General features: G+C 68.2%; 13 protein-coding genes. 9 read left to right on the plus strand and 4 right to left on the minus strand.

Annotated features, from left to right (window positions below):
• Positions 1-59 precede the first annotated feature (59 nt).
• Both AB0H54_RS11450 and AB0H54_RS11455 read right to left on the minus strand, forming a co-directional pair.
• The gene (locus tag AB0H54_RS11450) at positions 60-1,244 is read right to left on the minus strand and encodes a saccharopine dehydrogenase NADP-binding domain-containing protein (protein ID WP_357344814.1); all 1,185 of its coding nucleotides are present in this window, start codon (positions 1,242-1,244) and stop codon (positions 60-62) included.
• Complete coding sequence (locus tag AB0H54_RS11455) at positions 1,234-1,695, minus strand: acyl-CoA thioesterase (RefSeq protein WP_357344816.1); 462 nt, start codon at positions 1,693-1,695, stop codon at positions 1,234-1,236. Before AB0H54_RS11455 ends, AB0H54_RS11450 begins: the two co-directional genes overlap by 11 nt.
• A gap of 42 nt (positions 1,696-1,737) precedes the next feature.
• On the opposite strand from AB0H54_RS11455, the gene AB0H54_RS11460 reads away from it, so the two are divergent.
• Genes AB0H54_RS11460 through AB0H54_RS11475 form a run of 4 tightly spaced genes read left to right on the plus strand, consistent with a single transcriptional unit; the run spans position 1,738 to position 6,583 of the window.
• Complete coding sequence (locus AB0H54_RS11460; RefSeq protein WP_357344818.1) at positions 1,738-3,369, plus strand: AMP-binding protein; 1,632 nt, start codon at positions 1,738-1,740, stop codon at positions 3,367-3,369.
• A complete protein-coding gene (locus AB0H54_RS11465; RefSeq protein ID WP_357344820.1) occupies positions 3,366-4,940 on the plus strand; it encodes a carboxyl transferase domain-containing protein in 1,575 nt (524 codons plus the stop codon). Before AB0H54_RS11460 ends, AB0H54_RS11465 begins: the two co-directional genes overlap by 4 nt.
• A 49-nt stretch (positions 4,941-4,989) precedes the next feature.
• Positions 4,990-5,205: a biotin/lipoyl-binding carrier protein gene (locus AB0H54_RS11470; protein WP_357344822.1), complete on the plus strand. Its 216-nt coding sequence runs from the start codon at positions 4,990-4,992 to the stop codon at positions 5,203-5,205.
• A 4-nt stretch (positions 5,206-5,209) separates the two neighbouring features.
• Entirely contained in the window at positions 5,210-6,583 is a 1,374-nt protein-coding gene (locus AB0H54_RS11475; RefSeq protein WP_357344824.1) for an acetyl-CoA carboxylase biotin carboxylase subunit, read from the plus strand.
• A 210-nt stretch (positions 6,584-6,793) separates the two neighbouring features.
• Here the strand turns inward: AB0H54_RS11475 and AB0H54_RS11480 are convergent, their stop codons facing one another.
• A complete protein-coding gene (locus AB0H54_RS11480; protein WP_357344826.1) occupies positions 6,794-7,423 on the minus strand; it encodes a TetR family transcriptional regulator C-terminal domain-containing protein in 630 nt (209 codons plus the stop codon).
• A 54-nt stretch (positions 7,424-7,477) separates the two neighbouring features.
• Here AB0H54_RS11480 and AB0H54_RS11485 point away from each other — a divergent pair, with 54 nt between their 5' ends.
• From AB0H54_RS11485 to AB0H54_RS11505, 5 genes are all read left to right on the plus strand, one after another.
• Positions 7,478-9,115, plus strand: coding sequence for a GMC family oxidoreductase (locus AB0H54_RS11485; protein ID WP_357344828.1), 1,638 nt, complete (start codon positions 7,478-7,480; stop codon positions 9,113-9,115).
• A complete protein-coding gene (locus AB0H54_RS11490) occupies positions 9,112-9,540 on the plus strand; it encodes a hypothetical protein (RefSeq protein WP_357344830.1) in 429 nt (142 codons plus the stop codon). The genes AB0H54_RS11485 and AB0H54_RS11490 overlap by 4 nt, the downstream gene beginning before the upstream one ends.
• Positions 9,541-9,551: 11 nt before the next feature.
• A complete protein-coding gene (locus tag AB0H54_RS11495; RefSeq protein ID WP_357344832.1) occupies positions 9,552-11,042 on the plus strand; it encodes an aldehyde dehydrogenase family protein in 1,491 nt (496 codons plus the stop codon).
• A 150-nt stretch (positions 11,043-11,192) separates the two neighbouring features.
• The gene (locus tag AB0H54_RS11500) at positions 11,193-12,740 is read left to right on the plus strand and encodes an NAD(P)/FAD-dependent oxidoreductase (RefSeq protein ID WP_357344834.1); all 1,548 of its coding nucleotides are present in this window, start codon (positions 11,193-11,195) and stop codon (positions 12,738-12,740) included.
• Entirely contained in the window at positions 12,737-13,780 is a 1,044-nt protein-coding gene (locus tag AB0H54_RS11505) for an alpha/beta hydrolase (protein ID WP_357344836.1), read from the plus strand. Before AB0H54_RS11500 ends, AB0H54_RS11505 begins: the two co-directional genes overlap by 4 nt.
• Before the next feature lie 103 nt (positions 13,781-13,883).
• On the opposite strand, the gene AB0H54_RS11510 is transcribed toward AB0H54_RS11505, so the two are convergent.
• On the minus strand, positions 13,884-15,179 hold the full coding sequence (locus AB0H54_RS11510) for a helix-turn-helix domain-containing protein (protein ID WP_357344838.1): 1,296 nt from the start codon (positions 15,177-15,179) through the stop codon (positions 13,884-13,886).
• Positions 15,180-15,273: the final 94 nt, after the last annotated feature.

Genomic DNA, 15,273 nt, shown 5'->3' on the forward strand with positions numbered 1-15,273 from the left:
CGCATGGACGACAAAAGGGGTGGCACCGGATCGCGGTGCCACCCCTTTGCAGCGGTCGGTCAGGCGGTGATCTCCTCGACCACGACCTCCACGACCCCGTCCGGATGTTCCTCGGCGGAGCCATGCCGGGCGTACTGCGCCAGGTCGTCGAAGAAGGTGGCGGCGTCGATGACCTCGGGCCCGTGCACACCCGGCCGGTCGACCTCACCGCGCGCGGCCATGAGGGTCGCCACGGCCAGCGGGATACCGGTCATCGTGCCCATGCTGTCGTCGGGGACCACGAGCGGCCGGGCGCCGACGCGGATTCGTTTGCCGCCCTTGGTGCCTTCGGCGAGAGCGAAGAGCACCGGCAGCGACGGCGCGGGCCCCGCCGCCGACCCCATGGTGTTCGGCTCCAGCACCAGCGCTCGGCCCGCCCCGGCGACATCGAGTTCACCGGAGTGCACCCGGCCCGCGGTGCGGATCAGCGCCTCCATCAGCAGCGGACGTGAGGTCATGAGGTTGAGCGACTCCCGCACGCCGTCGCGGGACCGGGGGAGGGTCAGCGGCTCGGGGTGACCACACACCCAGACCGATGCCGCACCCCGCCCCGGGTAGCTGATCGTGCGCTCCTCGAGCGGCTGTCCGTCGGCGAGCCCGCCGTCGCGCCAGACCTTGATCGTCGCGGTGCAGTTGTGCATCCAGTGTTCGATCGCGGCGGAGGACTGCACACCGGTGTCGACCTCGGCACGCTGGAACCCGGAGGCCCGCCACGAGGTGTAGACCGTCTCCACCTCGTCGCACTCGTTCATCGCGAGGACGCCGAGGAGATTGCTGATACCGGGGCTCGCGCCGACGCCGATCACGGCCGTGATGCCCGCCGCGCGTGCCTCCGCGTCGAGGTCGAGCATGTCCAGGGTCGGCTCGAAGTCGTCACAGATGTCGAGGTAGTGCGTGTGTGTCGCGATCGCGGCGCGCAGGACCAGCGGGCCGAAGCGGTAGAACGGCCCCGTCGTGTTGAGCACGAAGTCGACACCGGTGAGTGCGTCGGTGAGGGCCGCGGCGTCGGAGATGTCCAGCGCGAGGGGAGTCGCACCGGCGCCGAGCTCGTCGGCCAACGCCTTGGCGGCCTGCTCGTTTCGGTCGGCGATGAGTACTTCGGCGACCTCGTCGGCGCCGACGAGCGCTCGACAGGCGTGTGCGCCCATCTCGCCGGCGCCGCCGGTGACCAGGATTCGCTTTCCGGTGGTGTGTTCAGCGGTCATCGTGACTCTCGGTCTCCTGTGTGTCGGCGGGGGTCGGCCCCGCGGCGGGTGGTGGGGGATCGGTGTCGAGGTCGGCGGTGAGCGCAACGCGCTCGTCCGCCGTGAACGGGCGTGCGGTGCGGGCCAGGGCATCCCACGCCACGAGGGTCGCCTCGGAGCGATTGCAGACGGTGCCTTCGGCATCGAGGAGCAGCTCGGCGAGGTCGACGCTCGATCGGCCGACGCGCACCGGCTGGATCACGACCTGCAGTGGGCCGGTCTCCTCGAGGATCTCCTTGCGGTACTGCATGCGATGCGCGGCCACGACATAGGCGGGGTGGCGAGTGTGCCAGCGGTCGCGCAGGTACTCGACGCGCGCTTGCTCGAAGGCCTTGGTGTAGGCGGCGGCGGTCAGATGGCCCAGGTAGTCGAAGTCGTACGACCACGGATGCACCGTCGTCGTCCAGCTCATGGCGCAATCACGATCATGGCATCTCCAGGTTGTCCTTGACAGATGTTGTTTCCCTATCGTTTTATATCAAGTGTCCCAAATAAGAAACCCCCAATCCATTCGAGGAGGGATCTCGTCGTGAATGAGGTCAGCAGGCTTCGACCACCCGCGGTCGATCACGTCAGTCCGGTTGACGACCTGCTGCGCGCAGTCGCGAGCGACCCCGCCCGTCCGCTACTGCGGTCGCATCACGAGATCCTCACGGTGGGCGAGCTGGCCGACCGTGCCCGCCGCGTGGCAGCGGCACTCACCCGTCGTGGCGTGTCCGCGGGGGATCGGGTCGCGCTGGTCAGCGGAAACTCGATCGACCGGGTCGTGTGGATGTTCGGCATCTGGTGGGTCGGCGCGGTCGAGGTGTCGGTGAATGTCGAGCTCCGGGGTCCGATGCTGGCCCACGTCCTGACCGACTCCGACCCCAGCCTCATCGCCTGTCAGGACGATCTGCTGGAACGGGTCCGCGAGGCCACGATCAGGGATGTCCTGCCCATGACCGAACTGCCGGTGGAGCCGGTCGGCGAAGCCGCGCGCGAAGACCTCGACGCCGCTCAGCGGCGCTTCGGCCCCGGTGAGCTCGCGACGATCCTCTACACCTCGGGAACGACGGGCCCGGCCAAGGGGGTGATGCTCCCCCGCGCGTACTTCTCCACCCTCGCCGCGCACGTGTGGATCGACCGGCTCGGTCTCCGGGCCGATGACATCGGCTACTTCCCGCTCCCGTTCTTCCACGTGGACTTCCACGTCCAGCTCACGGCGTGCCTGCAGTCCGGCGGCTCGATGGCCTTCCGGGAGCGGTTCTCGGCCTCGGAGTACTTCGCCGACGTCCGGCGGTTCGACGCGAGCTGGGCCACGGGAGTCGGCGCGATGCTGTCGATCCTCGCCCAGGGCACGCTGCCCGAGCCGGGTACGCACCGCCTGACGCGATTGATCGGAGCACCGGTGCCGGAGATCGCCTACGAGATGTTCGAGGATCGTCTCGGAATTCCCGTCCTCACCCTGTTCGGTCAGACCGAATGCGACGGGATCGCCATGGACAGCGTGCACCAGCGACGCCGTGGCGCTGCCGGACACCCGCACGACGCGATCGATGTCGCGGTGGTCGACGACAACGACCGGCCGCTGCCCGCGGGCGAGACGGGGGAGATCGTCTTCCGCCCGCAGAACCCGCATATGGCCGCCCTCGGCTATTGGGGACGGCCCGAAGCGACCGCCGAGGCGTGGCGCAACCTGTGGTTCCACACCGGCGATTCCGGGCACGTCGATGCCGAGGGGTTCCTGTACTTCGACGGGCGCCGGACCGACAGCTTCCGCCGCCGCGGCGAGAACATCTCGGTGTGGGAGCTCGAACACAGCCTCAACACCGCCGCCGGTGTCCGCGAATGTGTCGCCATCGCGGTTCGCGACGAGCACGGTGGCGAGGACGAGATCAAGGTCTTCGTCGTCCCGGACGGGGAGTCGGTGGTGCTCGCGGACTTCATCGAGCACTGCCGCACCGTGCTACCCCGATTCGCCATGCCGAGATACCTCACCGTCACCGACGGCTCCGAGTTCGTCCGCAGCGCGGGGACCGGCGTCGTTCAGAAACACCTGCTCTCCCGCGACATCACGTCGCCCGACGTCATGGAAGTGCCCCGATGACCACACCTGGTGGATTCAACTGGCCGGACGCCCTGGCCCAACTCGACCGTCGGCGCGCCCTGTCCCGCGAACTCGGCGGCGAGCGCCGGGTCACCCGGCAGAAGGCGCAGGGCCGGAACACGATTCGGGAACGGATCGCGGCCATCTCCGAGAGCTTCAGCGAGATCGGTGAATTCGCCGTCTTCGAGGAACGCGACGCGCTGGGCAACCGGCTCGGAACCCTCCCCGCGAGCTACGTCTGCGGCCTGGCGAAGGTGGACGGCAGGCACGTGGCTCTGGGCGGGGAGGATTTCACCGTGCGTGCCGGCGCCCCGCAGAGCTATCTCGACCGGATGAAAGGCGGGATGGGTGGGTTCGTCGAGGACCTCGCCCACGAGTACAAGATCCCGCTGCTGTTGTTCGTGGAGGGCATCGGTGGGGATGTCGCGGCGCAGGAGGAGAAGGGGCACGCCTACCTCACCAGTTCCATGAGCTGGGCACGATCGTTCGAGCTCCTCGACGAAGTGCCGGTGCTGACGATGCTGAGCGGTGCCGCCGTCGGTGCCAGTGCGGCGCGCGCCGTGGCCAGCCACTTCTCGGTGATGACCAAGGACTCCGTGATCTTCGCCGGTGGCCCGCCGTTGGTCCGGCGCGCACTCGGCCTCGACATCGACAAGAACGAACTGGGCGGTGGACCCGCCGCGACCGGCTCGGGCACCGTCGACAATCTCGCGCGCGACGAGGACGACGCGATCGCGCAGATGCGCGCGGTACTGAGCTACCTGCCCCAGAACATCTGGGAGCTTCCGCAGCGCACGTCGTGCGACGATCCCGTCGATCGCCGTGCGCCGGAGCTCCTCGAGATCATCCCGGAGAACCGCAGGCAGGCGTATCGCGCGGCACGGGTGGTCAAGGCCGTGGTCGACGAGGGGTCGTTCTTCGAGATCGGCGCCCGGTGGGGAAAGAGCCTGGTCACCGGTCTCGCCCGGATGAACGGGATGCCGATCGGTGTCCTGGCCAGCAACCCGCAGCACCTCGGCGGGGCCATGGACTCCGCCGCCGCCGAGAAGCAGGTGCGGCTGATCAATCTCTGCAACACCTTCCACCTGCCGGTCCTCTATTTCGTCGATGTCCCCGGCTTCATGGTCGGCCCGCAGGCCGAGCGGGCCAACGTCATGCGATGGGGCGTGCGCGCGATCCGGTCGGTGGTCGAGGCGACCGTCCCCATCATCACGGTGCAGGTCCGAAAGGCGTATGGCCTGGCAGTGTCGGCGACGGCCAATCCCGACCGGCTGGGACTGCGGCTGGCCTGGCCCAGCGGCGAGTGGGGCGACCTTCCGATCGAGGGCGGTGTCGAGGCCGCCTACCGGCGCGAGATCGAGGCGGCCGAGGATCCTGCCCGGATGCGGGCGGAGATCGAGGCGCGCATGGGTTCGCTCGTCGATCCGTGGCGCACCGTCGAGGCGTTCGGCGTGGAGCACATGATCGACCCCCGCGAGACCCGCGAAGTCGTGGCCGCGTTCCTCGAAGGCAGTCAGGGAGCACTGGCCGCGGCCGTGAGCCAGGCACGCGGGCCACTGCGCCGTCACTGATGACCATCACCCGGCGCGAAATCCGCACCATCGGAAAGGAAGAACAACCATGATCGAGATCGCAGCCGACTGTGCGGCGACAGTGTGGAAGGTCGTCGTAGCGCAAGGCGACCGGGTCGGGGAGGGTGATGTGCTGCTCATCCTCGAGTCGATGAAGATGGAGATCCCGGTCGAGGCCGAGGACGACGGTGTCGTCGCGGAGGTTCACGTCCAGGTCGGCTCCGTCGTCTCCGACGGCGATGTTCTCGTGACGCTGGAGGGCTGAGGTCGTGTTCGACAAGGTCCTCATCGCCAATCGCGGCGAGATCGCCGTGCGCGTCATCACGACGTTGCGGCGGCTCGGCATCGCCAGCGTCGCCGTTCACTCCGACGTCGACGCGGACAGCCTGCACGTGCGCCTGGCCGACGAAGCGGTGCCGATCGGTGCGGCACCGGTGTCGGAGAGCTATCTCCGCATCGATCGCATCATCGAGGCGGCGCTCGCCACCGGCGCCCAGGCCGTCCATCCCGGCTACGGGCTGCTGTCGGAGAACCCCGACTTCGCTCGCGCGTGCACGTCGGCGGGTTTGGTGTTCATCGGCCCGAGTCCGGAGTCGATGGAGATGATGTCGTCGAAGATCCGGGCACGAGAAACCGTGGCGGCCGCCGGTGTCCCGGTCGTCCCCGGCTACACCGAGCCGGTGGTTCCCGGTCCCGAGGCGTTCGCGATGGCGGAAGCCATCGGCTATCCCGTTGCCGTCAAAGCCGCGAGTGGCGGTGGCGGCAAGGGATTCCGGGTGGCCTATGGCCCCGACGAGCTCGTTGCCGCGATGGAGGGCGCGTCGGGGGAAGGTGAGCGTTTCTTCGGGGACGCCACCGTGTATCTCGAGCGCTACCTCGAGGACCCGCGCCACGTCGAGGTGCAGATCATCGCCGACACCCACGGCACCACGCTGCACCTGTTCGAACGCGACTGCTCGATCCAGCGGCGACACCAGAAACTGATCGAGGAGGCGCCCTGCCCCGTGCTCACCGACGCGCAGCGCCAGCGCCTCGGTGAGATCGCCGTGCTCGCGGCGAAGGCCGCGAACTACCACTCCGTCGGCACCGTCGAGGGCCTGCTCGTCGGCGACGACTTCTACTTCCTGGAGATGAACACCCGCATCCAGGTCGAGCACCCGGTCACCGAACTCGTCACGGGCCTGGACCTGGTCGCGGAACAGATCCGCATCGCCGCGGGCGAGCCACTGTCCTTCGCGCAGTCCGACGTGCGGATCACCGGCCACGCGATCGAGTGCCGGATCAACGCGGAGTCGGCCGCCAAGGGCTTCCGGCCCGGCCCCGGCCGGATCGACCGCTTCGTCGTCCCGGCCGGCGACGGCGTCCGAGTCGACAGCGGTGTCGTCGACGGCGACACCGTGCATCCCTACTACGACCCGATGATCGCCAAGGTGATCACCTGGGGCGAGGATCGCCGCGCCGCCACCGACGCGATGCGCAAGGCGCTCGACGAGACCGCGGTATCGGGTATCCCGACGCTGATCCCGTTCCACCGTGCCCTGCTCGCGAGCCCGGAGTGGGAGAACGCCGGCACCTGCCGTGAGCTGATCGAGGACCGGGCGTGGTTGAGGTCCACGGACTCCTGGGGCGACGGGCGCGAGTGACGGTGCACTCTGCACCGGCCGGCGACCACGGACACACCAGATCTGTGTGGCGCGCGCCATAGGCGCTGGCGAATTATTGCTACCGGGCCGGTGATCGGTCCCACGGATCTAGCGCAGGAGCGACACCATGACCGGCATACTCGTTGCCATCGCGACGCGGTGGCCGGCGGGCTCCGCCTCGACGGGTACGCCGGCCCCGGTGTGTGAGGCTCACTGATGGGTGGCGTCGAGGGTGCTCATCGCGAGGGCGGCGTCGACCCAGAGCCGTACCGGCGGCGCGGCCGTGGGATCGTCGCCGTCCCAGAGCTTGGAGCCCAGCACCGCGTAGCTGCCGTAGCCGTCGATGAGTGCGACCAGATAGTCGCCGATTTCCCGCGACCGCGCGGTCGGCAGGTCACGGAAAACCAGCGCCGCGTGGACGTGCACCTGAACCGTCGAGCGCCACGACGTGAGGTAGTCGATCATCTCCTGCCCCAGCTTGTCCGGGGAGCTCGCCGCCTCGGCATAGAAGAACAGGGTGATCCGGCCGAACGCGATCGAGGGTCCGTCGAGAGGTATCTGCGCGGTCAGCACCCGAACCAGTCGCTCGATCGGATCCAGCCCGGTCTCCTCGGCGATCGCGGCCAAGCGCTTGCCGGACAGCCGGAACGCCTGACGAAAGGCGAGGCGCAGCAGGTCGTCCCGGCCGCCGACGTAGTGGTTGAGCACTCCGGTGGACCACCCACTGCGCACCGCGACGTCGCGCAGGGTGACCGCTGAGACACCTTCCTCGGCGACGATCGCGAGCACGGCGTCAGCGATCTCGGCACGGCGTTGGTGATGGTCGACGATCTTCGGCATCTCTCTATTCAAACACAAACGATCGATATAAATAACTACCTCTAGGAGCATGTCATGACCACGACCGGCACCTCTGGCAGGAGGGACGACGTCGACGCGCTGATCATCGGCGCGGGTCCGTCCGGCGTCACCACCGCCCGGCTGCTGGCCGAGAGCGGATTCCGGGTCACCGTTCTGGAGCAGGGTGACTGGCCCGACGTCGCCGACTACCCCAGCGAGAAGCTCGAACGCGACCTGCTCGTCGCCTCCCGGTGGAACCCGAATCCGAACCATCGCCGCCGCCCGAGCGACTACCCCGTCGACGACTCCGATTCCGACGTGCACCCGTTGATGTTCAACGGTGTCGGCGGGAGCAGCGTCCTGTTCTGGGCGGAGTGGCCGCGGATGATTCCGTCCGACTTCCGGGTTCGCACCCTGGACGGCATCGCCGACGACTGGCCCATCACCTACGAGGACCTGCAGCCCTACTACGAGGCGATCGACGAGATGATCGGCGCCTCGGGTCTCGATGGCAACACCGCCTACCCGCCGGGCTACGTGCTTCCGCAACCACCGCTGCCCATCGGCCGGATCGGCCGGAAGGCGGCCGAGGGCATGAACAAACTGGGCATCGGATGGTGGCCCGGCACCTCGGCGATCCTGTCGCAGGGCCTCGGTTCGCGCGGGGCCTGTGCTCGCTGGGGGACCTGCGGCAGTGGCTGTCCGGAGGGCGCGAAGGCGTCCTTCGACGTCGCGATGTGGCCGGGTGCGCTCGCAGCGGGCGTCGAACTGGTGGTCGGGGCGCGGGTCAGGGAGATCACCGTCTCCGACCAGGGCTTGGCGACCGGTGCCACCTGGATCGACCGCGAAGGTGTCGAGCGGCATACCTCCGCGCCGGTGGTGATCGTGTGCGCCAACGGAATCGGCACACCGCGTCTGTTGCAGTTGTCCACCTCCTCGCTGTTCCCGGACGGGCTCGCGAACTCGTCGGGCTACGTCGGACGCAATCTGATGATGCATCCGGTGGCGACCGTGCTGGGGGAGTACGAGCAGGACCTCGAACCGTGGATCGGGCCGGAGAGTCATCCGGTCTGGTCGATGCATTTCGCCGAGACCGACACCAGCCGCGGCTTCCATCGCGGCGCCAAATGGACGGCAGTGGTGCATCAGGGGCCGGTGAGCCTGCTCCAGCGGTTCACGGAGCTGCCGCTGGCCGAGCGCAGCGGTCCCGCTGGGCACGCGTTGATCGAGCGCCTGCACGGCCGCTCGTACGAGCTCGCGGCATCGATCGAGGATCTGCCCGTCTTCGACAACCGAGTGACCCTCGATCCCGATCTCGTCGACAGCGACGGTATCCCGGCGCCGAAGATCCACTACCGGATGTCGGACGAGAGCAAGCGTGCCCTCGACTGGCACCTGGACCGGCTCACCGAGGTCCACGAGGCCGCGGGCGCCGTATCCACCAAGCGGGTGGACTTCGGGGGCGAGACCGGGTGGCATCTGCTCGGCACCGCCCGCTGCGGCGACGACCCCGCGACCTCCGTGGTCGACGGCTACGGGCGATCCCACGACGTGCCCAACCTCTACATCTTCGACGGCAGCGTCTTCGTGACGTCATCCGCGGTGAATCCGACGCCGACGATCACCGCGTTCGCACTGCGTGCGGCCGAGCATCTGATCGAGACCGCCGCTGACCAAAGGACTCCGCTGTGATCGATTTCCCCGACGACGAAACGCGTACCGGTGCCGCGCGGATCGCGGACCTGTGGTTCCCCGGAAGCGAGCGTTCGCCCCGGATGACCGCGCTGCCCGGCTACGACGTTCTGCTCGACCGCGCCCTGCGAGTCGACCCCGAACTCTCCGGGGCGTTCCTCCATGTCGCCCAGCTCGCCGCCGGGGTCGACGAGCTGTCGCCGGAGATCGTCGCGGGCTGGCCCGCCGAGATCGTGGAAGCGGCTTTCTATTTCCTCAGCTGCACCTATTACATGGCGCCCGAGGCGCGGCGGGCGGTCGGCTATCCCGGCCAGACGCGGACGCCTTCCGCGGAGGCCACCCCGGACCAGATGGTCGACGACGATCTGCTCGCTCCGGTGCTCGCGCTCGGCCCCACCTACATCCCGACTCCCACCACCGACTGAAGGAACATGCCATGAGTCCCGAAAAGATCCTGGCCGACGCCCAGCAGCGCATCGACGACCTGGCGCCGGTCCACTACATCGGGGGCGCGTTCGTCGCGAGTACGGCCACCTCGACCGTCGAGGTGATCGGTCCCGGCACGGGCACCCGGCTGGGCGTCGCGGCGCGGGGCACCGTGGCCGATGTCGATGCCGCGGTCGCGGCAGCGCGCGCGGCGCTGCCCGGTTGGGCCCGGCTGACGCCGGGCGCGCGCGCCGAGGCGTTGTTCCGGTTCGCCGACGCCATCGATGAGCAGGCCGAGCTGCTGGCGGCGCTCGAAGCACTCAACGTCGGGAAATCGTATGCCTATGCCGCGTACGAGATTCCGTTGATCTCCGACTGCTTCCGGTTCATGGCCGGTGCGGCGCGGACGGCCCAGGCGCCGGCTCCCGGCCAGTACGCCCAGGACCGGCTCTCCTACATCCGCCGCGAGCCGGTCGGCGTGGTCGGTGCCATCACACCATGGAACTTTCCCCTGCTGATGGCGGCCTGGAAGATCGCCCCAGCACTCGCGGCGGGAAACACCATGGTGCTCAAGCCTGCCGAGCTGACCCCGTTCAGCACCCTGATTCTCGCCGAGCTCGCCACCGGCATCCTGCCGCCGGGGGTGCTCAACATCGTCGTCGGCAAGGGCTCGACCGTCGGTGACGCGATGAGCCGTCACGACGACATCGACATGATGGCGCTGACCGGCAGCGTCCGGTCCGGACAGCTGGTCGCGGAGGGCGCCGCGACGACGATCAAACGTGTCCACCTCGAGCTCGGCGGCAAAGCACCCGTCATCGTGTTCCCGGACGCCGATCTGGACGACCTCGTCCCGACCCTGGTGGCCACCGGATACGGCAACGCGGGCCAGGACTGCGGCGCGGCCACCCGGGTGATCTGTCACGAGGACGTCCGCGATCGACTGGTGGCGGCGCTCACCGCGGCGGCGGGCGAGCTCCGCAGCGGGAACGCCGCATCGGGTGCGGAGTTCGAACTGGGTCCGTTGATCAGTGCGCAGCAGCGCGACAGCGTCGCGCACATGGTGGACCGGGCCTGTCGAGACGGCGCCCGCGTCGTGCTCGGGGGCGAGGTACCCGAAGGCCCCGGCTTCTTCTACCCGGCGACGATCCTCGTCGATGTCGCCTTCGGCTCGGAGATGTCCCGCGAAGAGGTCTTCGGCCCGGTGATCTCGGTGGAGACCTTCACCAGCGACACCGAAGCGATCACCAAAGCCAACAGTGTCGATTACGGCCTCGCGGCCTCGGTGTGGACTGCCGATACCGCTCGGGCGCTGCGTTTCACCGAGGAACTGAACTTCGGCTCGGTCTGGGTCAACACGCACCTCAACTTCACCAACGAGATGCCGTGGTCCGGTTTCGGGAAGTCGGGCTACGGGCGGGACAACTCGACCTACGCCCTGGAGGACTACACCAGGACCAAGCACGTGATGCTGCCGATCGGAGCACTGCGCGGCGCCTGATCGCGCTGTGTCCGGCGGTTCGGGGTGGTGCACTCTGCACCGGAATCGGGTCCAGAACACCACGGATCTGTGTGGCATGGGTCATACCCGCTGGCAGACGATGGCAACGGGTCGAAGAACGGCCCGGCAATCCGAAAACAGGAGTTCACCATGGCCCGCAGCAGTGCCCCTCCCGAGTCCGCCGACATCGTCATCATCGGAGCCGGAGTCTCCGGTGTGGGGTCGGCGTGCTACCTCCGGCAGGCCTTTCCCGGCAAGAAGATCGTCGTCCTCGAGGGCCGCGGGCGGATCGGCGGCACCTGGGACCTCTTCCGGTACCCGGGAGTCCGCTCCGATTCCGAACTCCACACCTACGGCTACGAATTCAAGCCGTGGAGTCACGAGCACGCGATCGCCGACGGCCACCTCATCCGCGAGTACCTCGAGGAGACCGCGGCCGAGAACGACATCGACGCCCTGATCCGGTACCACCATCAGGTCGTGTCGGCGGACTGGTCCAGTGCCGAGGGCGTCTGGACGCTGCGGGTCGAGGTCGCGGTCCCGGGGGAGAAGACGCGGACCGTCGCGATCAAGACCAACTGGGTGTACGGCGCCTCCGGGTACTACCGCTACGACGAGGGCCACACGCCGCAGTTCGAGGGCCGCGAGGACTTCGCAGGCGACATCCTGCACCCGCAGTTCTGGCCCGAGGACTACGACTACGCGGGCAAGCGCGTCGTGGTGATCGGCAGTGGCGCGACCGCCATCACCATGGTTCCGGCGATGACGACAGGCCCCGGCGCCGCCGCACACGTCACGATGCTGCAGCGCACTCCCACCTACGTCATGACGCTGCCGCGTGTCGACAAGGTCGCCAAGTTCCTCTACCGGACTCTCGGGCTGGAGCGCGGATACGCCGCGACCCGGATCAAGAACGTGTGGCGCGACTTCCTCTTCGTCGGCTACATGCTCAAGTTCCCGGACTCGGGACGCAAACTGATGCGCCAGCAAACCAGCAAGGCCCTGCCCGACGGCTACGCCGTCGATACCCATTTCAACCCGCCGTACAAGCCGTGGGAACAGCGGCTGTGCATGACACCCGACGGTGACTTCTTCCAGGCGATCAGCGAGGGCAAGGCCTCGGTGGCCACCGACACGATCGATCGCTTCACCGCGACCGGGATCCGGCTGGCCTCGGGGGAGGAGATCCCGGCCGATGTGATCGTCACCGCCACCGGACTCAACCTGCGAATGTTCGGCGGCATCCCGCAGACGGTCGACGGGCAGCAGTTCGACATCGGTGACAGCGTCACCTACCGCGGAATGCTGCTGTCCGGCCTGCCGAACTGGTCGTTCGCGTTCGGCTACACGAAGTACTCGTCGTGGACCATGAAGGTCGGCCTGACCGCGCAGTACGTCATTCAGCTGATCAGGCATATGGACGCGCACGGCTACGACAAGGTCGTGCCGGTCGCCGAGCCCGGGATGGCTACCGAGCCGCTGCTCGACCTCAACTCGGGGTACGTCACCCGCACGGCGGACGCCCTGCCCAAGCAGGGCGTGCGACTGCCGTGGCGGATGCTGACCTCCTACCAGGCTGACAAGAAGCTGCTGAAGGGCCCGGTCGGCGACGATCACCTGCGGTTCAGCTCCGCGAACGATCGGCGGGTACCGCCGACGGCGACGCCCGACGCGGCGAGCAAGGTGCGTGTGCCGTGAGCGCCCCGGCCACCACGACCCGCCTCTCGGTCGGCGAGCGCCTGCAGCGACAGCTCGCGATCGGGCTGGCGCGGCTGCCGAAACCGCTGCTCGAGCGCATGGTCGGAACGCACGCCAACTCCGACGGCGAGGTGATGGCGCCCGAGATCGCGATGCTCATGGCCTCCATCGCCAAGGGTCCCGATTTCAGTGATCTGGCGCCGGCGGAAGCCCGTGCCGCCGAGGCGAAGGGCGTCGACGTCTTCGGTGAGCGCCCCGTGCCCATGCGTGAGGTCGAGGAGCTCGAGCTGCCGGGGGGCCTCGCGGCGACTCGATATCGGGCGGGCAGTTCCTCCGGAGGGCTTGTCGTGTTCTTCCACGGCGGCGGTTTCGTGCTCGGCAGCCGCGCCGCCTACGACGGCCCGCTACGTTTGCTCGCCCGCTGGACGGGCATGGACATCCTGTCCGTGGAGTACCGCTTGGCACCGGAATTCCCCTATCCCGCACCGCACGACGACGCGATGGTCGCGTGGGAATTCGCCCTCGCCAACGCCGCCGGGTGGGGCATTCCGCGAGACCGGGTGGTCGTCGCGGGCGACAGCGCCGGAGCGAACATCGCCGCGGTCCTCGCTCAGCGGGTGCGTGATCCCGAGCGTCGCCCCGCGCTGCAGGTGCTGATCTACCCGGTCACCGACCTGAGCGGATCCCGGCCGTCGAATCGGGAGTTCGCCGACTCACCGGCGCTCACCGCCAAGCAGATCGACTGGTTTCTGAATCACTTCGTGCCGCCGGGCATCGACCGTCGCGATCCCCGGGTTTCGCCATTGTTCGCCGATGACCTGACCGGCGTCGCACCGGCTCTCGTCACCGTCGCCGGTTTCGATCCGCTGCGCGACGACGGGTTGGCCTACGCTGCCAGGCTTGCCGACAGCGGGGTATCGACGGAGCTGATCAGGGAGCCGGGCCTCGTGCACGGCTATCTGGGGTACACGGCGCTGAGCGCGACGAGCCGGGCCGGCGTCGAGCGAATCGGATCGGCGATCCTGCGGGCCTTGGGATGAAAACGGCAGGGCAGTGACATCCTGGCTGGGCGGTGACACCGCCGCCCAGCCAGGCGTCGACCGCGACGATCGCGGTCGACGCGAAAGGCGCTTCCGCGCTGGACTATTCGCCGGTCTGCAGCTGGACCAGTGCCAGCGCGGTGTCGACGGCGGCTGAATTCTGTGCGAGGGGACGAGGCAGCAGTTCGTCTACCCGGGCGAGGCGGCGATCGATCGTATTGCGGTGCGCGAACATGCGGTCGGCCGTCTTCGAGATATTGAACTGTTCGGCGATGTAGACCCGTGCGGTCTCCCGCAACACCGGCTCGGCCGTCGCCAATCCGCCCAGCGTGTCGGCGATGAACTGGCGCGCTTCGGCCAGATCGTTGGTGAGCAGGCAGATGAGCTGCACGTCCTCGAATCGAACCGCGCGACATCGGGACCGGAGACGGGTGAGCAGCCCCTGCGCGGTGGCGGCATCGAGATGGCTGCGCCGGAATCCGTTCACGTCGTGCGCCGGGCGCCCCACCGCGATCCGGACAGTGGGAATCTGTGCCACGATCTCGTCGAGTTCGGTGCGCGACGGCACACGGTTGACCGGCATCCATGTCCACAGCGTCGCGGTGCCCGCGACGAGTGTCAGACGGCGTTGGGCACCCGATGCTCGCATCACCAGCTCGGCGGCCTGCTCGAGGCCTGCGGGCTGATCGAAGGAATCGGCCCAGATGATGGCCGCCAAGTGGTGCCCGGTGAGCGCGTAACCGAGCTGGGCCTCGGCCCGGGGACGCGTGATCGGCGCACCTCGGAGCAGCAGTTGCAGTGTGGCCAGACGTTCCACTTCGGGCCCCTCGTTGAGCTCGGCCCGCGCTTCCTCGATATAGGCGACGATGGTCGACCTGGATTCGTCGAGGGAGTCTCCCAGCGAATTCCCCGAGACCTCGACCAACTCACGCAGCAGGTCCTTGTCGTCGGTGGTGTCGAAACAGAACCTCAACCACGCCGACCAGCCGACCCGCTGCGCCGCGCGCCACGGTCCGATGTCGCTGACATCGAGGCCGCGAAACGCGAGATCGCGCGCGTAGTTCCTGGCGTCGGCGATCATTTCCAGTTTCACCGGGCAGCCTGGATCGTCGATATTGGCCATCAGCCAATGGTTCAGTATCGAGCGGGTGAAGAGGCGATCCACCTCGGAGAGGATCGGGTCCTCGGTCAGTGCACCCGCACCCAGACTTCGCTGGCCGGCCTCCCACATCTCCTGGGCGATCTCGATCGAATGCTCCTGCATCTTGATAGCCGCTGTGCGGAAGAGCTCGCGCACGCGCTGCGAAGGCTGCCGTTGGTCATCATTCTTGGCGTTCACCGTTTGCCTCCCGAACCTTCTCCGAATAGACAGCATATTTCCAGATATGGCGTGAGTCACAGTGCACCTTGCACCGAGAGGACGCCCAGCGCGGTGCCTCTTGGTGTAGGTCGTCGCACAATCCAGCGAGCAAGGTGTCACACACGCCACTCAC

It is taken from the genome of Nocardia sp. NPDC050718 (assembly GCF_040654235.1).
In the GTDB taxonomy this organism is placed as follows: Bacteria; Actinomycetota; Actinomycetes; order Mycobacteriales; family Mycobacteriaceae; genus Nocardia.